Origin of the sequence: Pseudohalioglobus sediminis, from assembly GCF_008370495.1 — a bacterium.
GTDB lineage: Bacteria > Pseudomonadota > Gammaproteobacteria > Pseudomonadales > Halieaceae > Halioglobus.
The window spans coordinates 280,680-302,569 of record NZ_VTUX01000003.1; the positions used below are offsets into that span (position 1 = coordinate 280,680).

20 protein-coding genes are annotated in these 21,890 nt (G+C 59.7%); 8 read left to right on the forward strand and 12 right to left on the reverse strand.

The features are described 5' to 3' along the window. Positions 1-22: 22 nt before the first annotated feature. Positions 23-1,402: a DsbA family protein gene (locus F0M18_RS07895; RefSeq protein ID WP_149610864.1), complete on the reverse strand. Its 1,380-nt coding sequence runs from the start codon at positions 1,400-1,402 to the stop codon at positions 23-25. A gap of 361 nt (positions 1,403-1,763) precedes the next feature. Here F0M18_RS07895 and F0M18_RS07900 point away from each other — a divergent pair, with 361 nt between their 5' ends. Next, complete coding sequence (locus F0M18_RS07900; RefSeq protein ID WP_149610865.1) at positions 1,764-2,561, forward strand: SDR family NAD(P)-dependent oxidoreductase; 798 nt, start codon at positions 1,764-1,766, stop codon at positions 2,559-2,561. A 61-nt stretch (positions 2,562-2,622) separates the two neighbouring features. Here the strand turns inward: F0M18_RS07900 and F0M18_RS07905 are convergent, their stop codons facing one another. Both F0M18_RS07905 and F0M18_RS07910 read right to left on the reverse strand, forming a co-directional pair. Next, a complete protein-coding gene (locus F0M18_RS07905) occupies positions 2,623-3,042 on the reverse strand; it encodes a DUF2784 domain-containing protein (RefSeq protein ID WP_149610866.1) in 420 nt (139 codons plus the stop codon). 82 nt (positions 3,043-3,124) lie between these two features. Then, entirely contained in the window at positions 3,125-3,430 is a 306-nt protein-coding gene (locus tag F0M18_RS07910; protein WP_149610867.1) for a hypothetical protein, read from the reverse strand. A gap of 203 nt (positions 3,431-3,633) precedes the next feature. Between F0M18_RS07910 and F0M18_RS07915 the strand changes: the two genes are divergently transcribed. Next, positions 3,634-4,047, forward strand: coding sequence for a nitroreductase/quinone reductase family protein (locus F0M18_RS07915; RefSeq protein WP_149610868.1), 414 nt, complete (start codon positions 3,634-3,636; stop codon positions 4,045-4,047). A 65-nt stretch (positions 4,048-4,112) separates the two neighbouring features. Beyond that, positions 4,113-5,165: a hypothetical protein gene (locus tag F0M18_RS07920; RefSeq protein WP_149610869.1), complete on the forward strand. Its 1,053-nt coding sequence runs from the start codon at positions 4,113-4,115 to the stop codon at positions 5,163-5,165. A 25-nt stretch (positions 5,166-5,190) separates the two neighbouring features. Here F0M18_RS07920 and F0M18_RS07925 read toward each other — a convergent pair whose 3' ends face one another. After that, a complete protein-coding gene (locus F0M18_RS07925; protein WP_149610870.1) occupies positions 5,191-6,486 on the reverse strand; it encodes a TauD/TfdA family dioxygenase in 1,296 nt (431 codons plus the stop codon). Between the two features lie 331 nt (positions 6,487-6,817). On the opposite strand from F0M18_RS07925, the gene F0M18_RS07930 reads away from it, so the two are divergent. Beyond that, a complete protein-coding gene (locus F0M18_RS07930; protein WP_149610871.1) occupies positions 6,818-8,083 on the forward strand; it encodes an acyl-CoA dehydrogenase family protein in 1,266 nt (421 codons plus the stop codon). A 5-nt stretch (positions 8,084-8,088) separates the two neighbouring features. After that, positions 8,089-9,489 carry a phosphotransferase family protein gene (locus F0M18_RS07935; protein ID WP_149610872.1) on the forward strand — a complete coding sequence of 467 codons (1,401 nt, stop codon included), beginning with the start codon at positions 8,089-8,091 and terminating at the stop codon, positions 9,487-9,489. Positions 9,490-9,564: 75 nt separating this feature from the next. Here F0M18_RS07935 and F0M18_RS07940 read toward each other — a convergent pair whose 3' ends face one another. Further along, positions 9,565-10,350, reverse strand: a complete 786-nt coding sequence (locus tag F0M18_RS07940; protein WP_149610873.1) for an SDR family oxidoreductase — start codon at positions 10,348-10,350, stop codon at positions 9,565-9,567. Positions 10,351-10,444: 94 nt separating this feature from the next. Next, a complete protein-coding gene (locus F0M18_RS07945) occupies positions 10,445-11,629 on the reverse strand; it encodes a hydroxymethylglutaryl-CoA reductase (protein WP_149610874.1) in 1,185 nt (394 codons plus the stop codon). Positions 11,630-11,838: 209 nt separating this feature from the next. Between F0M18_RS07945 and F0M18_RS07950 the strand changes: the two genes are divergently transcribed. After that, positions 11,839-13,074: a phytanoyl-CoA dioxygenase family protein gene (locus F0M18_RS07950; protein ID WP_149610875.1), complete on the forward strand. Its 1,236-nt coding sequence runs from the start codon at positions 11,839-11,841 to the stop codon at positions 13,072-13,074. Between the two features lie 66 nt (positions 13,075-13,140). On the opposite strand, the gene bicA is transcribed toward F0M18_RS07950, so the two are convergent. After that, positions 13,141-14,817: a bicarbonate transporter BicA gene (gene bicA, locus F0M18_RS07955; RefSeq protein ID WP_149610876.1), complete on the reverse strand. Its 1,677-nt coding sequence runs from the start codon at positions 14,815-14,817 to the stop codon at positions 13,141-13,143. 254 nt (positions 14,818-15,071) lie between these two features. Here bicA and F0M18_RS07960 point away from each other — a divergent pair, with 254 nt between their 5' ends. Then, positions 15,072-16,091: a Kelch repeat-containing protein gene (locus tag F0M18_RS07960; RefSeq protein WP_149610877.1), complete on the forward strand. Its 1,020-nt coding sequence runs from the start codon at positions 15,072-15,074 to the stop codon at positions 16,089-16,091. A 78-nt stretch (positions 16,092-16,169) separates the two neighbouring features. Here the strand turns inward: F0M18_RS07960 and F0M18_RS07965 are convergent, their stop codons facing one another. Then, positions 16,170-16,391, reverse strand: coding sequence for a tautomerase family protein (locus F0M18_RS07965; RefSeq protein ID WP_149610878.1), 222 nt, complete (start codon positions 16,389-16,391; stop codon positions 16,170-16,172). 166 nt (positions 16,392-16,557) lie between these two features. Between F0M18_RS07965 and F0M18_RS07970 the strand changes: the two genes are divergently transcribed. Further along, complete coding sequence (locus F0M18_RS07970) at positions 16,558-18,144, forward strand: winged helix-turn-helix domain-containing tetratricopeptide repeat protein (protein ID WP_223177925.1); 1,587 nt, start codon at positions 16,558-16,560, stop codon at positions 18,142-18,144. Positions 18,145-18,848: 704 nt separating this feature from the next. On the opposite strand, the gene F0M18_RS07975 is transcribed toward F0M18_RS07970, so the two are convergent. The 4 genes from F0M18_RS07975 to F0M18_RS07990 form a co-directional block, all read right to left on the reverse strand. Then, positions 18,849-19,517, reverse strand: a complete 669-nt coding sequence (locus F0M18_RS07975; RefSeq protein WP_223177926.1) for an SDR family NAD(P)-dependent oxidoreductase — start codon at positions 19,515-19,517, stop codon at positions 18,849-18,851. Between the two features lie 51 nt (positions 19,518-19,568). Further along, on the reverse strand, positions 19,569-20,438 hold the full coding sequence (locus F0M18_RS07980; RefSeq protein WP_223177927.1) for an alpha/beta fold hydrolase: 870 nt from the start codon (positions 20,436-20,438) through the stop codon (positions 19,569-19,571). Positions 20,439-20,440: 2 nt separating this feature from the next. Further along, positions 20,441-20,764: a 2Fe-2S iron-sulfur cluster-binding family protein gene (locus tag F0M18_RS07985; RefSeq protein WP_149610879.1), complete on the reverse strand. Its 324-nt coding sequence runs from the start codon at positions 20,762-20,764 to the stop codon at positions 20,441-20,443. A 94-nt stretch (positions 20,765-20,858) separates the two neighbouring features. Then, positions 20,859-21,884 (reverse strand): histone deacetylase family protein, encoded by a 1,026-nt coding sequence (locus F0M18_RS07990; protein WP_149610880.1) that lies wholly within the window; start codon positions 21,882-21,884, stop codon positions 20,859-20,861. Positions 21,885-21,890 lie beyond the last annotated feature (6 nt).

Below are 21,890 nucleotides of genomic sequence, written 5' to 3' on the forward strand. Positions count from 1 at the left end.
CCCGGCCCGCACCCGGCTGCACCTAGGTGTCCTGGCGAGCGGCCAACTGACGCTGTATTTCACGGGCTATCAGCCATAAGCGATCCTGGCCCCAGAGAGCCAGCAGCTGCTCGCCGGCTGCGCTTAACAACCGGAAACTGGGCACACCCCAAAGGCCGGCGTCGTACATGGCGAGGCGATTGCTCTCCAGTATCTCCTCCCAACCCGATTCACTGAGGTGCTGCCTGGCCTCGCTCCAGTCAAGGCCGGCCGCCTCCACCACCTTGCGTAGCCCGCGATCACTGTTGGTATTTATCCCGCGTGCAAAGGCGGCACTCAAGAAACTGGACAACAGTTCATTGCCACGGCCCTGCTCGCATGCCCACGGATACAGTGAATAGCATCGGCGCACGGGGTTGCCGATGGGGTCGTAGAAATTACCGAACAGCACACCGGCCTCGCGGGCCTCACGGGCCGTATCGGACAATATATAAAAACTCTTTTCACGGGTCAGGGAGACCCCTCGCATCACCATGGGCAATACCGGATGCACGGTCAGGTTGACGCCGCTCTCTTTTGCCAGCTCCAGCACACGATCAAAGACAATCGCGGTGTAGGGGCTACGCAGGGAGGGGTATACCTCGAGGGTCAGGCTGCCGTCATCACGCAGTGGGCCAGCCTCTGCGGCCGGGCGGGGCACCAGCATGGGCTCACCGGGCTCTCGGTCTGCGCCCAACTCCGCCAGGCGTTTTTCCAGGTGATACAGGCGGTCCACTCCCCAGTACCACTCGCCGGCATAGTAAAACATGGCCCCTGAGTAGTGTTTGAGTTTGGACCGGCGCTCCGTTCCCGCCTGCAGTCGCGCGGAACAATCCTCCTGGCTCGCACTACCGAGACTGTCAGCAAGGCCCTGCAGCCGCCCGGCATCCCGCGACCACAATGCATCGCCCACGTAGGCTGCACACTCGATAAAATCGGCATCCTCCTGCGCCGCCAGCACCCTGGTCGCCAGTTCGACCAGCGCATGGTCGGGAGCATCGGTATGCTCGGGAAATTGCAGGCCGTACTCGGGGGCCACGTGGCTGGCGTCGTAGCGTGACAAACGCAGCAGCAGATCGGGTTCGGCCGAGTTCCCTCCCTGCGGGCCATGCACCAGGTGACACTTCAGTTCGATGTCATAGCGCTGGCCAAGCTGCTGCAGGACCTGCGCCGTCAGGTGGCTATAGCCGTCGTCAACCTGGTGAAAATACTCCACCACGTGAGACTTGCCTGCGCTGATGCGCGCACGCTCCAGCTTCGCGCGTTGTTTTTCCAGTCGCTGTGGGCTGCAGGCACGCCGGACCACTGTAGAGGTGAGCCAACGTGAAAACCCGCCCGGGTCCATCTTGGCAACGCCGCCCTGATCTTCGAATTCTTCAGCCACAATAATCTCCCTCTTGTTAACTCAGCCTTGCAACAATGAAGTAAGCACCGACGACCACGTCGCTGGCGGCTCGTTTGCCGAGGCCCTGGTGATAGCGCAGGCGATGCCACATCTCGATCGAGCAACAGCCTCCGCGGCTTCCTGCTGCGTTCACTGTGTGCGCGGCGACCACCCACGACGTTGGCATCGACAGGCTGGGACATAATATTCCTCTTGCTGCGGATGGGACAGGATAATTGGCACTGCTGGCGCTGCATTGCACCCGCCCGCGCTTGAACGTGGCCAATAACATGTTGAGGCACAGGCGCAAAAGCACCCAATTTAAATGGATGGCAAGCATATTCCAGACTAAGCTGCACTCATGAACAGAGAAATCGCACTGATTACCGGTGCCTCCTCAGGTATCGGCGAAGCCCTGGCCGCGGAATTTGCCGCGGACGGTTTCGACCTGGTGCTGGTCGCGCGCACGGAAGCGAAGCTGCAGCATCTGGCCCGTTTACTGGAGGCCGAGCACGGCATCAAGGTCCGGGTGGAACCCACTGACCTCTCCAGGAAGGGAGCTGCCTCCCGGCTCGCGCGTTCACTGCAGCAGGCCGGGGTGTCGATTACGGCCCTGGTCAACAATGCCGGCGTGCTCGAACACGGCCGCTTCATCGACATCCCGACCACAAGGCATCAGCAGCTGGTGGACCTGAATATCAGCGGTCTGACTGGCATGTTGTCGGCATTTGTGCCACTCATGGTGGCCCACGGCAGTGGACGGGTGCTCAACGTTGCCTCGATCGCGGCATTTCAGGCGCTGCCTTCCCTGGCAACCTACGCGGCTACCAAGGCTTTTGTGTTATCGCTGACAGAATCGTTGTCGGAAGAACTGAAGGGCACTGGCGTTACGGTAACCGCGCTCTGTCCGGGCGTGACCGACACCAATATGATGAGCCAGGCCCGGGCCAAAAGCGATCAACTCAATATCCCCGACTTCATGATCGGGGACGCCGCTGACGTGGCGCGGGCGGGCTACCAGGCCTGCAAGCAGGGAGACGTCATCTGTGTGCCAGGCAGGCTAAACCAGGTCTCGACCTTCACCACACGCAATACGCCGCGGTGGCTGCTGCGGAAAGTGACCGGGCTGGTTGGTCGCTACACCACGCGCGACGAGTGAAGAGTACGTTCAGCCGCGCTTTACTCCCCACCCACCGGGACGTGCCAGGCGCCGCGCTGGTTCAAGGGTTACCGCGAGAGACACGGGTTCGCTGAAAGCTGTGCGGGCGCACCCACCACCAACACAGCACCACCAGCATGGCGAAAGCGGTATAGCATAGCGCAAACACCCACATCGGCGCGTCGTAGTAGAGCACTCTCTGCAACCAGTAACTGATAAAGGTGGTTTCGTAGGTCGACTGACCGCCACGCTCCCGCAGCATCATTTCCCAGGTCGTCAGCGGGCAGATACGACCCAGCCAGGATTGCCCTACCACCACTGCAATGGCCCCGAGGTGAACCAGGCGAAACCAGGGGTTGCGTACCCAGTCCCAGCTGCGCAGCCCCCCAGCGACGATGCATAGCAGACCGATGAGCACGAAGGCAACAAACGCAACGTGCAGAACCAGGATCGCATCGGCAGCCAAAACGAAGACGTTCATGACGCTGCCAACAGCACGCCTGTCACCTCACGCACAGGTTGCGCTGCGCACAGGCAGGCATTCCCGCGCGACCTGCCCGATTTCAGCCGGCTCGTATCCGCGTCCATAGCCTGCCGATTCCGTGGAAGATGATAATCGGGATAAAGAAGCAGGCCAGAAACAGCGGGCCGTTGAAATCCAGCTCTACAACGTACTGTGCCTGACCTGCTGACGAGGGTCTCTCGGGCTGCGCAATGATTTTCACATCCCGATGGATAAATGGACTGAGGATATCCTTCTTTAGTGGCTCCCGGTCCAGGCTACGCCATTCGATGATAGTGATGAAGCACAGCATGACACCCCATATGAGGCTGAAATGCGTGGCACGGTTAAATACTGTTGGATTCATTGGCCTTGAGTAACTGTGTTACAAATCATTACCCTTGAGTATTGCCGCTTGTGCGCGCTTTTACCACCACCAGCCTGCCCCTCGTTCACAGAAAAACAAGCTATGTTCTGACTGCAGTCCACCGCCACGCGTATCGACAGCCATTGCAGAAGAACGAACCGACTGCTTCAATGGGCGCTTATCAGGTGTGAGGTTCGAGTTCCATGGCAAACTGGAAGCTGTTCGGTAAAGTCCATCAGTTCGTATACCGTATAAGCAAGGGCAAGCTGGGCTCCAGCCTTGCGGGCATCGACATGGTGGTCATCTACTGCATCGGACGTAAATCCGGTCGCACCAGGCCCACCCCTATTGCCTGCTATCCCTATGGCAACAATGTCGCCGTTGTCGCTTCCAACAATGGCAGCGACAAAGACCCTGCCTGGTGGCTGAACCTGAAAGCAAACCCGAGGGTAGAGGTACAACTGGGGGCGGAGATTTTCCCCGTGGTGGCGGAGGAAATCGTCGGTGACGAGCGCAAAAAGCTGTGGCCGGAAATTATCAAGCGTAATCCTGCGCAACGTCGCCACCAGGAACACACCGACAGAGTGCTGCCGGTAATCTATTTGCGCAGGGTGTAGCCTGCTACCGAACACTAAAATTCAGCGTTGATCCGGAGTACGGTAACGTGTTCAGTTGTCAGTGAATGAACAACACCAGAATGCTCAAGATTTCTAACTTACGTGAAACATTGATCCGTCAGGCAGCCACGCTGACGCAGCAACTGGAGAGCGTCAGCGACGTGCTTGCACTTTTCCCGTTGCAACACTACGTCCAGCTCTGCGAATACCACGACAGCACCAACTACGCCTGTGACCTGCCAAAGCCCCAGGTGAACTACTTGCACAGGGTCGACGCGGCATACGATAGCGACACGGCGTGTGCATATAACCAGCTCGCACTGCTACAACTGTCATTAAACCTAGTGGATAAGACATGCTTCCTCGATCTCCCGACTGAACTGCAACAGCTCACCCTCCAGTGGTTAGAGCGCGTGCTAGAGGATGTGGGCAAGCAGGAGACAGGGTACTACGATGCGCTGTCACCGGACGCAAGGCAACTTGACAACCTGAAGAGGGATTTTGCGGTTTGTGCGGGTCGGGCGCTTCCCGTTGGCGGTGCCTGGATCGTGGAGCGGCGCCACCTGGTTTATGAGAAATTATTCACCGATAGACGTCCATCTGCCATCTCCGTTCAAACCGCGACGTCAGGCCCCTATGCGAGGGTGAAGAGCCTTGTGCAGAAATGCGGAGCCCGGGACTTCCTTATCGCGATGCGCAAGAGATGGTATGCGCTGAATGGTCGCTATAAAAACTATCTTGTGATTCACACCGCAGACCGCTATCGGCGGCTATTCTCGGAGCGCCAGCTTCGCGGGGCCTATCTGAATATCGCCCTGCTCCTCCAGTCTGAGGAGGACCTGGTCGGTCTCTATCGCAGTAGCTGGTTCCTTGATCCGCAGGTCGTCGCAATGGAACCCAAGCTCGCGTTTCTCTCTGCCACGCCGGTGAGTAACGGCGCCAGGTACGGGCCCTGTAAGCCGATTACCGGCAAGGATGTCGATGCCTTATTAAGTCGATCTCGTGTTCGCGCGGCGGCTTACGAACGCGGCGACTACCAACCCTGGGCCTGGGCATACCTGTGGCGCCGTGCCGAACTCCTGGCCTGGGCAGAGCGGGAAACACAGCCGCATACATAGTCCAGCATTGGATACCTGCTCAGGATCAATTCGCCTCTAGCTCAGCCCGCAATGCAGCCAGGATTGCATCCAGCGTCTCCGCTGACAGGAATACGTCAAGATCAATCTCGACGCCAAATTTTTCACAGGAATCCTCCAGCAGCGCCACGGCCGACAGTGAATCACCGCCCATATCCACAAAATTATCCGCCCCCTGGACGGATGCAAGCTGCAGTTCGCGCGCGACCGCATCCAGGAACCAATCCTCTAATGCCGACACCGTCTCCTGGTTCTGAACTGCCGTTGCTAAACCACTCGCGTTTACATTGACGCTGGTCAACGGCTCACTTTTCGGCAGTTCGAGTGCGTACCCGCAAGCAGACCAGGAACCCGGGTCCGCCATCGCGGCAAACACCTTGCGCTCTCCAGAGTAGGCCTCCCTGCCGTGAGCATAGAGCAGGTTGTCCAGCATCAACACATCGCCCGCCTGCCATTCGAACAGGGTGGTTGCGCCCTCGTAGGCTTGCCGGATGCTGCCCATGGTGTCATCGTCAATAGGCTGCCCATTGCCATAGTAGGTATTGTGCGGCAGGTTTTCTTCGCCGTGCTGGCGCAACAGTACATCCCGGAGGGACTGATCCAGGGAACTCACGTGCAGCGCCATGGCGTGGTTAAACCAGACTGTTTCATTGGTCAGCGGGTGCCGCAGGCTAGCCGGGCGGGTCTGGATGGTTCTCAGGCGGTCCTGGTCCAGCCAGGTAAACTGTATCGCGGCCTCGGTACAGTATTGCTCGAGCTCCTCCCTGGTCTCGACCTGGAAGACATCTCGCCAATCCATGCCCACGCCCTCCCCGAAGTTGCGGACGTACATCACCCCATGCTCTTCGAAGGGTGCGCGCAGTTCCGCTGGCAGGGTCTGGTAAATCTTGCGGCTGTCGGCAATCGGGGTACGCCCGCCCTGTGCAGCCGCTTTCTGGCAATAGAAGAATATCTTTCCCGGCCATCTCGAGGTGAAGGAGCTCTCGTTATGCAGCTGGATCCTGAACCCACTCGGCGTGTCCGTGGAGGTATAAACCTTACCTGCCACCAGGCTGCGCTTACTCGCCCGATCCTTGTAATCCATCCACTTCTCAACCAACGCACCGGTAAAGGCTTCAAAATCCTGCGCACTGCGTATCGCAAAGCCACGAAAAAGAATGGCCCCGTGTGCAGACAGTTCCTGCAGCAGTTCTTCCCGATTCGCCGCCAGCAGTTCATGCCATTCCTGACCAGCAGCGGGGCACACCTGCAGTGGTCCCCCCGGCGTGGCCGTGTCCAGCGCGCACATATTCAGATCACTCATTTATCAAGCACCTGCTATTTCGCCAGTCACTCTGGCTCCGTTCGTTGTCTTTCTACAATTACCATACATGACAAGGCAGTCCAGACTTTTCTGGACTTGGCAGCAGTTAACGACGTGCTACGCTGGACACCGTGGTTCCGCGATTGCGGTACTGATGCGAAAATTCACCACCTGGCTCCGTGAGCCAATATACTCTGGCGTCTAGCCCGGGCTTTGCCGGTCGCGGTGACCGTCGAATTTGGATCCGCTGCGCGTCAAGCCCTGCACGAAACGAGACAGTTTCAAACGGCACAATGGCGGAACCAGATACGCAGCAAGGGGTTGTAGACACATGAACTTTGATATTCCAAAAGACATCAGCAATTTCCTGAACGAGCTCGACGCCTTTATCGAGGCGAAGATAAAACCCCTGGAACAGGCGGACGATAACATCCGTTTCTTCGATCATCGCCGCGAGGATGCCCGCACGGACTGGGAGCGGGACGGGCTGCCCAATGAGCAGTGGGAGCAACTGCTGCAACAGGCCAAGCAGCTGGCAATCGAGGCAGGCATCTACAGCTACCCCTTCCCCGCCGAGCACGGCGGACGCGACGGCAGCAACCTGGGCATGGCCATTATTCGTGAACATCTGGCTTGCAAAGGTCTCGGCCTGCACAACGACCTGCAGAACGAGCACTCCGTGGTGGGCAATAATGTGGGCCTGCTACTCATGCTGGAGTACGGCACCGATGAACAGAAAGCCGAGTGGGTGGACGGCCTGAAAAACGCGACCCGTGGTTTCGCTTTCGGCATTACCGAACCCGAACACGGCTCGGATGCCACCTGGATGGAAACCGGCGCGGTCAGGGACGGGGATCACTGGGTCATCAACGGCGAAAAAACCTGGAACACGGGCGTGCATATCGCGCACAGCGACATGGTAATGGCCCGCACCTCAGGCAAACCGGGCGACGCCACCGGCATCACTGCCTTCCTGGTGCCCATGGATGCGCCGGGGCTCAAGGTCGAGGAGTACCTGTGGACCTTCAACATGCCCTCCGACCACGCCCGCGTGTCCTTGACGGATGTACGTGTGCCCGACTCGGCGATCTTCGGCGGCGAGGGCAAGGGCCTGCAGGTTGTGCAGCATTTCTTTAACGAGAATCGCATCCGCCAGGCCGCTTCAAGTCTTGGCGCGGCACAGTATTGCGTGAACGAGGCGGTGAAGTACGCGCGGGAACGGCAACCCTTCGGCAAGCCACTGGCGAGCAACCAGGCCATCCAGTTCCCACTGGTCGACCTTCAGGCTCGCTGCGAAATGTTGCGGGCGCTGATTCACAAGACGGCCTGGCTGATGGACCGTGACGGCGCCTTTTCGGTATCCGACAAGGTATCGATCTGCAACTACCAGGCCAACCGCCTGTGCTGTGAAGCGGCGGACACCGCCATGCAGGTCCACGGTGGGCTGGGTTATTCCCGTTACAAACCCTTCGAGCACATTTACCGCCACCACCGGCGCTACCGCATCACCGAGGGCGCCGATGAAATACAGATGCGCCGGGTGGCCGGTTACCTGTTCGGCTTTATGCAACAACAAAAACCCAAAGGGGTGGATTAGTCGCCATGGATTCGACTTTTCTCGCTGCGCTGAAGGCAGTGCTTAAACGTCAGGTCACCGGTTTCCGGGAGTTAAGGGAGTGCCAGCAACTCACTGCCGGCGCCAGCCAGGAAACCTATCGCCTGCTGGTGGCAACCGACAGGGGCGAACTGCGCTACGCGTTTCGCCGCAACCAGGCCGCCGGCAAGGATGCGTCGAACCTGGGCACCGTTGGCCTGGCCACGGAGGCAGAATTACTGCAGTTGGCCGCAGAGGCCGGCATCCCGGTACCCGAGGTTATCTACCTGCTGGAGGAGCGTGACAAGCTCGGTGAGGGCTTCCTGATGCAGTGGCTCGAAGGCGAGACCTTGGGCCAGCGTATTGTGCGCTCCGAGTCACTGGCGGACGTCCGGCCGCGATTGGCCAGGCAGTGCGGCGAGGTGCTGGCGCGGCTGCATGCCATCGCAATCGATGACGATGCGCTAGCCGGGCTCCCTGCCGTCACGCCGGCCGCACTGGTGCAAGAGACATGGGATTCCTACCAGGCCCTGGATATACCGGCGCCCATGATCGACTTCACCGCGCGCTGGTTGCTCGATAACCTGCCGGTGAATTCACGGCGTACCCTGGTGCACGGTGACTTCCGCAACGGCAACCTGATGGTCGACGAGTCCGGGGTTGTCGCGGTACTGGACTGGGAGCTGGCCCAGATCGGCGACCCCGTGCGCGACCTGGGCTGGCTGTGCGTGAACTCATGGCGCTTTGGCATCAGCGATCTGCCGGTGGGTGGCTTTGGCACGATTGACGAGCTGTTGGCGGGATACCAGGAGCAATCCGGCATTGCCGTCAGTAAGGAAGCACTGCATTTCTGGCAGGTATTCGGTTCATTCTGGTGGTCTGTGGCCACGCTTAACATGGCTGCCTCCTGGCGCAGTGGCGAGACCCCCAGCCTGGAGCGGCCGGTGATCGGCAGGCGCTCTTCCGAAGCACAGATGGACTGCGTCAACCTGATCATCCCGGGTGACTTTGACCCGCCAGACCCGATCGAACTGGACCAGGGCACGCAGTTGCCGATGCCCGCTGAACTGCTGGAAGGCGTGCGCAACTTTTTGCAAGACGAGGTCGCGGCCGCCGACAGCCAGCGTTTCGGGTTCCTGGCAAAAGTCGCTGCCAACTCGCTGGGCATCGCCCAGCGCGAATTCCTGTACGGCCCGGCACTTGCCCTGGAAGAACAGGAACGACTTGCCGCCTTGCTGGGTAAAGGATCACTGCAGCGACTGCGCAGGCAGCTCAGCTGCCAGTTGCGCGACGGAATGGCCCTGGATAGTGACGGGCTGGCCGAGCACCTACGGCGCACCATCGCCGGCCAGTTGAGTATCGACCAGCCCGGCTACTCTGCACTGCGTTTTTCCCGAGCGAACCCGTAGGAGCGGCTACAGCCGCGATTCATTTGGGTCCTGGATCGCTTATACGCTGCTGTAGCCGCTCCTACAGCGCTCTAGCTAGGTCAGTTCCACCCCGCCCGCAACGGGCACCACCGTGCCGGTCATGTAGGCGCCCGCGGTACTGCACAAAAAGATGGCCAGCCCGCCAATATCCGCAGGCTCCCCGAGCCTGCCCAGGGGGATGTGTGAGATGACCATGTCCTTCACGCCCTCATCACTGACCAGGTGTTTGGTCATCTTGCTGGGGAAGAAGCCCGGAGCGATGGCATTCACCGTGATGTGCTTGCCGGCGAGGTCCCTGGCCAGACCCTTGGTGAGGTGCAGAATGGCAGCCTTGCTGGCCATATAGGAGTATGCGCTCTGGCTTTCCGTGAGCAGCCCAGCCACTGAACCAATATTGATAATGCGCGCAGGCGCCGCCTCTGCAGCGCCCGCCTGTAACAGTGGCACCAGCTTCTGAACCAGGTAAAAGGGCGACTTCACATTGAGATCCATCACCTTGTCCCAACCGGACTCCGGGAACGCCTCCAGTGGCGCGCCCCAGGTGGCACCGGAGTTATTGACCAGGATATCCAGGCCATTACCCGCCTGCTCTATATCCGCCGCCAGCGCCGCGATGTTGTCCACCGTGGACAAATCGTAGGGGAATGCCCTGCACTCCCCGTACCGGGCCATCTCACTGACTGCCGCTTCACAATCCTCCGCCGAGCGCGACGAAATATAGACCCGCGCACCAGCCTGCAACAGGCTTTCGGAAATCATGCGGCCGATACCCTTGGCGCCACCGGTGACCAGGGCGGACTTACCGCTGAGACTGAACAGTGAATCAAGATAATCTGACATGCTTGCTGTGTTTCCTATTTGTTAATGGATTTAAACGACCCCGCTGGCGATGGCGACAGGCTACAGCCCTGCGCCCTACGCGGCAGTATTCGGCTCAGCGATTACGCCCCAGGGTCTCGTGGGCGTCAACCCATTCATTTTTGCCGGTGTCCTTGTCACGCCGTGTGGCAGCACCCAGTGACAGCTCTCCGGCAACGACTGTGGCCGCGGCAATCTCCAGCAACTTGTAGGCTTTGCCCTTGCCGTAGCAACCCATCAGTTCCAGGCACTCGCGCTGGGTTGCCAGGCCAGTACCGCCGCCGTAGGTCGCCATGACCAGTGCCGGCAGGGTGATGGAGAAGTAGAGGTCGCCTCGGCGGTCGACATAGGAGTAAACAGTGCTCTGGGCCGCTTCGCCCACGCAGGCCGCATCCTGGCCAGTGGCAATATACAGGGCCGCCAGGCCGTTGACCGGGTGTGCGGCGTTGCTGGAAGAACCGGCAATATAGGAACTCATCAGGCTGATGGTCTGCCCGTACGCCATTTGCTTGGGGGTGATTCGCAGCAGGTTTTGCAGCACATCACTGGGTATGGTCAGCTCGGCGGTAACACGGCGCCCCCGGGTACCGAGTGAATTGACCGCAGAGGGTTTCTTTTCGGTATCGAAATTACTGGACAGCATGTAGTGCCGCAGCTGGGGGTATTGCTGGCTGATCCACTCACAGGCGACATAGGTCGCGCGCCCGGTCATATTCTGGCCGGCAGCGTCGCCGGTGGTGTAGTTGAACCGGGTGTTCACCCAGTTGTGATATACGTAGCTCTCTATGTCGACCAGCTTGCCCACCGAGGTAGTGGCTTCTGCCTGGGCCTTGATCTCGGCAAAGTGCTCCTTCAGCCACAGTGAAAAATCACGCGCCTCCCGACCGGAGCGGAACACAAACGCCGGGGCCCGCTGCATCGCTTCGCCACAGACGGTGGTGGTAACACCGCCGCTCTCGCGGATCACCCGCATACCGCGGTTGTAGCTGGCGATCAATGTGCCCTCGATGGTCGCCATGGGCACATAGAACTCACCCTGGGCGTGCTCGCCGTTCACCAGCAGCGGGCCGGCCACACCAATGGGCACCTGGGCCACGCCAAACAGGTGCTCGCAGTTGCCGTCCATACTGGCAGGGTCAAAGCTGTATTGACGGATGTGTTCCAGGGTGGCGCCCGTCTTTTCCTCCAGGAACTGCTGGCGCTGGCCAATGATGTCGGCGCTGTAGTCGTTTTCGTTACTGCGGGGAATTTTATTGCTCATGAAATTTTTATCCTTCTACCATCAAGCTATATACGCCATACTTTAACACCGCGACAGGCCAGGTTGTTAGCCAGAGAGCGCGGCCCGGAAAGGGCCTGCGCTCTGCCCCGACTCAACAGGCCGCCGCCCTGCCCCAGCCGACATGCCGGCAAACCTTGCGGGCGGATGCCCATGGTACTATCGGCCGCTCACACGATCAGGAGTGCACTGTGTCCATCGACTGCCGTACCCGACGTCATTGCGAGCGCAAGCCCCTGGAGCGGGACGAAATCTTCGATTCGCTTATTCCCCGGGTCCTGGTGCGCAATGCCGCAATCGCCGCCAGGGGGCTGCGGTACAAGAAACTCCCTGCCCTCTCAATCAGTGTCGCGGGCCGCAGCGTCACCTTGCGCGACCAGGGCGGCGAACTCCGCCTCGAGGCGGGCGACGCAGCCGATAGCGTTCGCGCACAACTGGACAGCGATGCATTGTCGGATCTCGTCCAGGACTGGGCAACGACCATGGGGCTGGCCATGAATTCGCGCGTCAGGATCGTCCGCGGCAGCTTCGAACACTGGCTTGGCTGGGAACCGGTGCTCCGTGCCCTGTTCGACGGACGCCCTGTACATGAAGCTGGGGCGATCACCATGACTGGCCTGGACGGCAGTGAACTCGACCTCAGTCGAGGCTTCGAACTCGATGATGATCATGTCGAGATTTCTCACTTTTTACACCAGGCAGGGTTCCTCCATGTACGCGGCGTATTTACCGAGGACGAGATGGCGGCTGTGTCCGCAGATCTCGACGCGGCCCTGGCACGCGCCCGGCCCGATGATGGTGCCTCCTGGTGGGCGGGAGATTCGAAGGGAGTGCAGCAAGCGGTGCGCGTACTGTTTTTCCATGAACAATCTACCGCACTACGCAGACTGATGGAGGACGAACGCATCGGCTGGCTGGCCAATATTACCGGCGACAAACTCGTTGGCAGCGTAGAGGGCTCGGGCAAGCTGGGCGCGGAAGGCCTGATCAAACCACTCGACATCAGGACGGGGCTGTCAGACCTGCCCTGGCACAAGGACTGTGGCCAGGGGCGCCACTCTTACCTGTGCAACGGCCTGACTGTGGGCATTTCCATAACCGGGGCGGACGAACGCAGCGGCGCCCTCGGGGTGGTACCCGGCTCCCACCGCGCCAATGTACAAAGCGCGGGCAAAGACGACAGTCTCGATCTGCCGGCAATCAAACTGGTCACGCAAACCGGGGACATTACCGTGCATTGCAGTGATACGCTCCACCGCGCCTACCCTCCGATCGAACGTCCACGCAAGGTCGTCTACACCAGCTTGCAGCAACCGCTTATGCCGGGCGACGTGATCGACGACGTTCCCGCGGAAAAACAGCGTGCGGCCAGGGCAAAGCTGACCAATGTGCAGGAGCGCATTGCCGACACAGAATCGCCAACCTGAGGCTGCGTTATCTCGCAGATGGCGACGACCCGCATTTCATTGGGCGAAGGTGATGCAGCGCCTGCACTAGACCCGCCCTTGAGTGGGCGCATCCATCGCCTGCAAATTGGATATCGCTTTCTCGAGCGCCTCTTCACGGGTCTCAGCCAGTTGCGCCCCGGGGATTAATTCGAAGACGCCCAGGCGTTCCAGCGTCGTCTTGACCTGGTCACGCGGTTTGACGATGAACACCCTGCGCTCCTGACCCACCGCATCCCTGATGGTGTTTTCGATCGCCAGGGAAATGGTGGTATCGATCAATGGCACTTCCTTGAGATCCAGCACAATCGACTGATACCTCTGGATGTTGTTATGCTCCCTGGCAATCGCCTTTGACATACCGAAGATCATCGGGCCACTGAAATACACCAGCAGGACTTTGCCGGCAGCGCTGTCAAGCAGTTGCTTTTCTTTGGGTGTAAGCGGTACTGCATCATCCGCATCACTCATGGCCTTGATACTGTTGTTCTGCACGGCGCTGAGGCGCTCGATGGTGATGATGTTGGCGATAAAGACGCCCAGGCCAACCGCTACGATCAGATCGATAAACACTGTAAGCAGCATCACCCCATACATGATCAGTGTCGCGTGCAGCGACACCCTGTGCGCCCGTTTCACAAAGCTCCAGTCGAGAATATTCAGGCCCACTTTCAGCGCAATGCCAGCCAGCACGGCCAGGGGGATGGTTTTTGTCAGTTCAGCCGCACCCAAAACCACTACCACCAGTACCAGTGCCCTGACGACACCGGATAGGGCCGAGCGTGCCCCTGTCTGAATATTCACCACGGTTCCCATGGTGGCACCTGCTCCGGGCAGGCCTCCGAACAAGCCGGCCATGAGGTTTCCCACGCCCTGACCAACGAGTTCTTTATCGGACTTGTGTTCCTGTCGCGTGAGACTGTCGGAGATAACCGAGGTCAACAGCGCATCGATGCAACCAAGGGTGCCCAGCACCATGCCATCGAGCAACATGGACGTGACTTGTTCCGGTGTGAAGGTTGGCAGGATGATACTGGGCAGACCGAGCGAGATCTCCCCTATCCTGCGAATATCCACGTCCGCCAATAGCGTGAGGGAAACAACGGTTCCCAGCACCAGTGCCAACAGTTGTGGCGGCAGGTAACGACCGATTTTCTCCGGCGTGAAGAACAGGATCGCGAGAGTGAAAACGCCCAAAAGCGTTTCCTGTGGTTTGATATTCGTCCACAAGTCCGGGAAGCTGGCCAAGGTGGCGGTCACTCCACCCGGTGGCGATGCCTGCCCGAGGAATGGCGCAATCTGCAACAGGATAAGGATCACCCCGATACCCGACATAAAACCGGATATCACGCTGTAAGGCATGAGGGTGATGTATTTCCCCAGTCTGAGTGTGCCAAGCAGGATCTGGAAAACGCCGGCAATCATCACCACGGTGAACGCCATGGCCAGCCCATGCTCAGGTTCACTGGCAATCATGGTGGTAATGACGGCGGTCATCACCACCGTCATCGGGCCCGTGGGTTCTGAAATCAGCGTGGGCGTGCCACCAAAAGTGGCCGCGAAAAATCCCACCAGGATGGCGCCGTACAACCCGGCTTCGGCGCCTGCACCAGAGGCCACACCAAACGCCAGGGCCATGGGCAGAGATACGATGGCAGCGGTGACACCCCCAGAGATATCGCCCCGTAGATTGTTGAACTCGAAGGTATTGAACACACTTTTCATGTAGGCAGCCGCAACTATCCGCTTGTTTGCTTCGTAAAGATCGCAGGTTTGCGCGCGAGAATAGCAAACCCTGCCTGCAACTGCATTGTCAGGGACAGCAACCTCAAATCACCACGAGCGAATTAGCCGTTCAGGTATGCACGAACAACCTGATTGCCGCGTCACACAGCGCGGCAAATATGCCCTATACTTTTGGCGCTTCGGGGCCCCAACCCTCGCGGCCCAGTTTGAGACCTTTGCAAGAGCAATGAGAAATGCCCATACGACGACGCCAGTTTCTGCTCACCACGGCTCTACTCAGTTCCGGCCTCCTGCCCGCCGCGGCCAGGACGCCCACAGTGAAGTGGCGCGCCAGCGCTGCCCTGCCCATCCGCACACAGGAGATCTATCCCACAGTCCATAACGGCAGGCTGGTAGTGGCCGGAGGCATTTCGCGCAGACTCGGTGCGCCCTGGTTCTCGGAACAGGCCTACTCCTACGATCCTGCGACGGACGCATGGACTGAACTCGCGGCATTACCCGAAGCTCTGCACCATGCCGCCCTAACCGTACACGATGGAGACGTCATCCTTGCGGGCGGTTTCAACGGCGCTTATAGCCACGTGTGGCGAATGCGTGGTGCAGTGTATCGCCTGCTCGAGGAAGGCTGGGTGAACGACGGCAACCTGCCACGGCCACGCGCCGAGGGTGTGCTGACCACCGGTCCCGGCGGCACCGTTCACCTGGTCACCGGCCAGTCGCCGCGCGGCGAGGACAACAGCCAGCGATCAGACCATGTGGAAGTGGTCGATCACTGGATTCGCGCCCCGGGCAGCCGCCGCTGGGAGTCACTCGCGCCCATACCGACCGCGCGCAACAGTGCCACCGGTGGCTGGGTAGGAGAACAACTGATCGTCAGCGGCGGTCGCACCGCCTCGGGCAACCTCGACACCACAGAGATTTACGACCTGCGAGAAGACCGATGGCGTTCGGCCGCGCCGCTACCCCTGGCCCAGGCCGGAACAGCCAGTGCCGTTGTCGATGACGGCCTGATCATTTTTGGCGGTGAGATCTTCCAGCCGGAAGCCGCGGTGTTTCCCAACGTCTGGCGTTACTCACTCAGCAACGACAGGTGGACGGAACTGCCGCAGATGCCTACTCCGCGACACGGCATCGGTGCCGGCCGTATCGGCGACGAAGTGTTCGTCATCGGTGGCGCCACGGAACCGGGTGGCAGCGGAACCAGTGATGTGAACGAGGTATTGGTGCTGCCAGTGGGCGGGAACGGCCAGTAGGCGGTCGATATTCGTTTAAAAGCTGAGCCCGGAAGCTGACCGGCATCCAGGACAGGATGCCGGCCAGTGTGCCAGGCGCTAGGCAGCGTCGGCGGACATTGCCTGTACGTCACTGGCGGAAAGGCGCTTCCCGCCAATGGCCCAGTCACCCCCTTCGAACTCCTTGATTCTCACCCAGGTGACGGGGCGCATGGCTTCTCCTTCCACCGCGATCATCGCCTCAGTGACCTTCTCAATGAGTTGTTCTTTCTGCTCGGGGGTAAACACGTTCTTGATAACGTCAATGGTTACGAGCGGCATGGTAGTTCTCCTTACAGTTGATTTGTCGTGGTCGGCAACAATCTCTTCGTTGCCAGTGATTGTATTGTGCGGGCGTCGGCGCCCCGGTGCTTGAAGATCCCATGAGGATTTCATGGGGAATTTATGGAGCTCTGAAAGTTTAATGGCAACAAAGGGTTAGCCGCCCATGAAGCCCTCAACTACACTCCCGTACATGATCTACGCGTTCGACATGCTTGAACTCGACCTCGCCAGGGCGGAACTGCGCGCCAATGGCAAGCCCAGGCCAGTGGAGCCGCAGGTGTTCGCCCTGCTGGCTTACCTCGTCGAACACCGGGACCGACTGGTAACGCGCGATGAACTGCTTGAGAAGCTGTGGCAGGGCCGTGTGGTCAGTGACGCGGCGCTCGCCAGCCGTATCAAGTCGGCGCGCAAGGCTGTCGATGACGACGGTCAGCGACAGGCGGTCATTAAAACGGTTCACGGGCAGGGGCTCCGGTTTGTGGCGGCGGTAAGCGTGATGCCATCTATAAGTACCGTGGCGGCAGAACCTGCAGCCAAGCCCATGGCAAACGAGGCCGCCCCGGTGGGCAGGCCGTCAATCGCCGTGTTGCCGTTTCGCACCCTCGGCGACACGGGCGGCCTGACCGCCATTGCCGATGGCCTGCCCCATGAACTGATCACCGAACTGGCAAGGCTGCGTTGGCTGTTTGTGGTTGCAAGGGGTTCATCCTTCAGGCTCCGGGGTGATGAACTGGATCCGCGCACCGTGGGCGAATTGCTGGGGGTGCGCTATTGCCTTTCAGGGACGGTGGAGCTGCGCGGAGAAGCGTTGACCGTTACCGCCGAACTGTCCGACACCCGGGGCGGCGAGGTGGTCTGGTCTGAACGCTACCAGGACAACCTGAATGAACTGCATAGTATGCGCGCAGATATCCGCAGCAGCACGCTGGCTGCCCTGGAGATACAGATACCACTGCACGAAGCGGCTGGCGCAAGGCTCGCGGTGCCGGAGAGCCTTGATGCGTGGTCGGCCTATCACCTCGGGCTGCAACATATTTATCGATTCAGCCGTGCGGATAACTCGCTGGCCGCTGACTTGTTCACCCGGGCGGTGGAGCAGGACCCGGGCTTCTCCCGCGCGCACGCGGGCCTGTCCTTTGTGCATTTCCAGACGGCTTTCCTCAGGCACACCGACGATGTTGCCGGCGCCACCGCCCTGGCCCGAGAGCTGGCGCTGCGTGCGGTCGATCTCGACCCACTGGACCCCTTCGTCAATTTCACCATGGGTCGCACCTACTGGCTGGAAGGCGACCTGGACCGGGCGCTGTCGTGGCTGGAACGGGCCACCGACCTCAGTCCCAATTATGCGCAGGGCTTCTATGCCCGGGCCTGGACAGAGACCATGGCCGGGAACGCCGGTACCAGCCGCGAACACCTCGACCTCGCGATGCGTCTCAGTCCGCTGGATCCGCTGTACTATGCGATGCTGGCGGCCCGGGGGCTGACCCATATCGCCGCCGGCGACTATCGCGAAGCGGCCGAGTGGACCGACCGCGGTGCCCGCTCGCCGGGTGCCCATGCGCTGATTGCAATGATTGCCGCCGCCGCACACGTGCTTGCCGGCGACACGCAGCGTGCACAGTACTGGGCCGGCGAGGCCCGCAAGATCAACCCTGCCCTGACCCGGACCGAATTTTTCGGGGCGTTCCCCATGCGCTCACCTGCGCTGCATCGCGCGCTGAACACCGCGCTCCAATCGCTGGGCTTCTAGGGGCGCTGGCGGCAGGCCTTGTGTGTTTATGGGTGGTGGAGAGCGAGGGATTGGGCGGTATAGCAACCTCGCGGACGAAACTGAAAATCGGCTTTGTTATAAGGTTCCGCGCGAGGGATTGATCAGAACAGCCTTGGGGCTGCTCTGACCCTGCGGGCGCCTGCGGCGTCTAAATTCGCCTCCAAGGCGAATTTGTCGAACCGGAGGTTTGAACCAAGTCCTCGCTCAACGCCGCTAACGAAAAAGGGCTGCCTTTTGAGGGCAGCCCTTTTTCGTTAGATGGCGGAGAGCGAGGGATTCGAAACTTCACAGAGTGAAATTGACGCCTACGAATGCCCTTCAATGCCCTCAAAATCAAAGGGTTAGAAAAACGGGGTTGGCATTGGATGGCATTTGAGGGCGGGGGCGTGGTCCCAAGGTGGTCCCATGAGCCCTGTATCGTGGGCAATAGTATGGATTCCTTCTCACTAGAATATTTTGACGTCTATGCGCCAGAATGGTGAATGGTACCCAACCAATCATAGAATGAGGTACCGTCGCCCTCATTGCCAAAATGCTATGAAACGTTCTTGTTTTAAATCAATTGTCGTTATGCGCACGACCCCAGTATTGATGGGCTTGGATTCATTGTGGCGACGCTTAAAGATATAACGATAGCGGATGACCGCCGAGGATTTGCAACAATCACCACAACAAATCGCTCACTAACTCAATCCACGTACAGGCACCAGCGCACCGTGCACCGCCCTGGCAGCCGGAGAAAGCAGGAAGCAGATAACGCTGGCCAGGTCGTCTGGTGACACCCAATCGGCAGGGTCGCTGGCGGGCATTGCAGCTCGGTTAGCGGGCGTATCAATGACCGTAGGCAGCACGGCATTGACATTGACACGCCTGGTTTTTAGTTCCTCTGCCAGCGTCTCGGTGAGACGCATCACCACACTCTTGGACGCACAGTAGGCCCCCATCAAACCCTGCCCTTCACGCGCGCCAAAAGCGCCGACATTGACGATACTTCCCGAGGGCTGTTCCAGCAGCACAGGAACAGCGGCCTTGATGGCATTGCGCATGGTAGCCACATTCAGACTGAACATGAGGCCCCACTGCTCGTCATCCGAGTCCCAGCTCTCGGTACCCATGGCAAAGCCGCCGGCGAGATTGACCAGGCTGTCGAAAGGTCCGAGACTCTGTATCAACTCGCGTGTGGCATCGGCATTGGTGAGATCGACCGCATGACAATCAGGAAGACTCTCGTCGCGGGCAATATCCAAACGAATAACACGAGCGCCCTGGGATTCAGCGACTGCGCATACAGCTCTGCCCAGCCCGCCCAGTGCACCAGTGATTACAACTGTGCGATTTTCCAATGGTTTCACTATTTGACTCCAAAATTGTTAAGAGCAGCCCCTCGGATGCTATCGGGAATTTCAAGCACTTCCACATGAAGAGGCGAGGAACTCTCGGATGATCGCGTTAAACTCGTCATTCTGATCGCCAGCAACCATGTGCCCCGCCGCGGCAACATCTACATAGCCAGCGTGGGGTATCAGTTCCGCCAGGTGCGCCACCCCCTCCGGACTCACCACGCGGCTCTGTCCTCCCCGCACCACCAGGGTAGGAACATCGATTAGCCTGGCAGCCTCTTCCATTCGCCGTGCCATGGCCTCGATGTAATCGGGTGAGCCTGCACCGTTGTGGACCGCAGGATCCCAGTGCCAATAGTAGCGCCCATCGCTGCGTTGCCTCAGGTTCTTGAGCAGGCCATCATTGCTGGAACGCCGAGAGCGATGCGGCAGATACTGCGCAACTGCATCGGCCGCAGCTTCAATCGACACAAATCCACCGGGGTTGGTGGACATGAAATCAATCACTTCCTGTACGCCAGCCGTCTCCATGCGCGGTACAACATCGACCAGCACGAGTGCCCGCGCGCGGGGCAGCCGCTGTTCACCCTGACCAATTAGCGAGACCACGCCACCCAATGAGGCGCCCACCAATACCGGCGCCGAAGGCAAGGTGGCCACGATGAGCCCCAGATCGGCAATATAGTCATCCAAGGTGTAACGGCCAAGGGGGCACCATTGGCTCTCCCCATGTCCTCGCAAATCAGGAGATATCACCCTGTATCCCGCTGCCACCAATTCAAAGACGGCCTTGCTCCAGGAATGGCGCGTCTGGCCTCCCCCGTGTAGCAGGATAACTGGCTGACCTGTCTCGGGCCCGCCGATATCTGCCGCGAGCGTCAGTCCGCTCGCGGTTTCGAACCTTGTCTCCTGCAAGTGATCAGTCAAATTCAAACTTACAGATACTCGACGGGGGGAATTGTCACCACCAGCCCGTCCAGCTCGGCGTTCAAATCAATCTGACAGGCCAGCCGACTCTGCTCGGAGACATTCAGCAATTCGTTGAGCATCATGGCTTCGATGGGGCCGGGCCCTCCCAGGGTATCGCTGTAGCTGGCATCCAACTGGCAGTGGCAAGTCGCGCAAACACAGGCGCCGCCACAATCGGCCAGCACACCTTCAACATCGTGCGCCACGGCCAGTTCCATCAGTGTCGTTTCACCAGTCACGGTGGCCTCCACTTTGCGACCACTGGCCTCAATAAAGGTGATGGTTGTCATGTCATACACTCCTAACCCAGGTGGGCAAGTATCTCACCCAGGCGGTGTTCACTGGATATTTCTTCCCGCTTTGGGGATATTTTCGGAAACCAGGCTAAGCATCAAAACCCTTCAGAACATTGACCACATTGACGCCTACTTCGTCGACGTCATAGCCACCTTCCATCACGAACAGGGTGGGAATATCGAGCGCGCCGATCATCTGGCCGGTAGTCAGAAAATCGGGAGAGGTCAGCTTGAAGAAACTGATCGGATCGTTCTCAAAGGCATCCACGCCCAGGGAGACAACCAGGTACTGGGGTGAGAATTCGCCCACCCGGGCCAGGGCATCCGCCAGGGCCTCCCGCCATTGCGCAAATGGCGTTCCCGGTGGCATGGGATAGTTGCGGTTATAACCGGTACCCAGCCCCGAGCCAGTCTCATCGGCATAACCGAGAAAGTGCGGGAAGGCATCCTCGGGATCCCCATGCAGGGAGCAGAACAGCACATCGTCACGCGCGTAGAAGATATCCTGGGTACCGTTACCGTGATGAAAATCGATATCGAGGATGGCAACGCGCTCGGCGCCGTGATCGCGCAGGTATTGTGCCGCGATGGCCGCATTATTTAGGAAACAATAGCCGCCATACATATCCAGCGCGGCGTGGTGACCGGGAGGGCGGCACAGGGAAAACACCCCGCGCTCCCCATCCAGCAGGGCTTTTGCACCCGTGAGCGCCACGTCCTTGGATGCCAATGCCGCCGCCCAGGTGCCCTCGGAGATTGAGGTTTCCGCCGCCATGGCATAGTAGCCGACCTTGCCATCGATAAACCTTGGCACCCGGGACTGCATACGCCTGGCCGGCCAGACACTGGCAATCACCTCCCCCGCATAGCCCGCGTCCTGCCACTCCTGCCAGGCGGTCTCGAGAAAAGCGATGTAGTCGGCGTCGTGCACCGCCAGTACCGGTTCCAGCGAAAACGCCTCCGGGGGTGAAATTTCGCCGAGGCCCGACTCCCGCACCACCCTGAGCACGGTTTCCGCCCGGGACGGCTTCTCGAAGGGCTGCACCAGCTCCCCCCCGTAGAGCTCTGTCCTGGCATCCCGCAGGCGGTGCTGCTCACTGTAAATCGTTCTCATACCGCA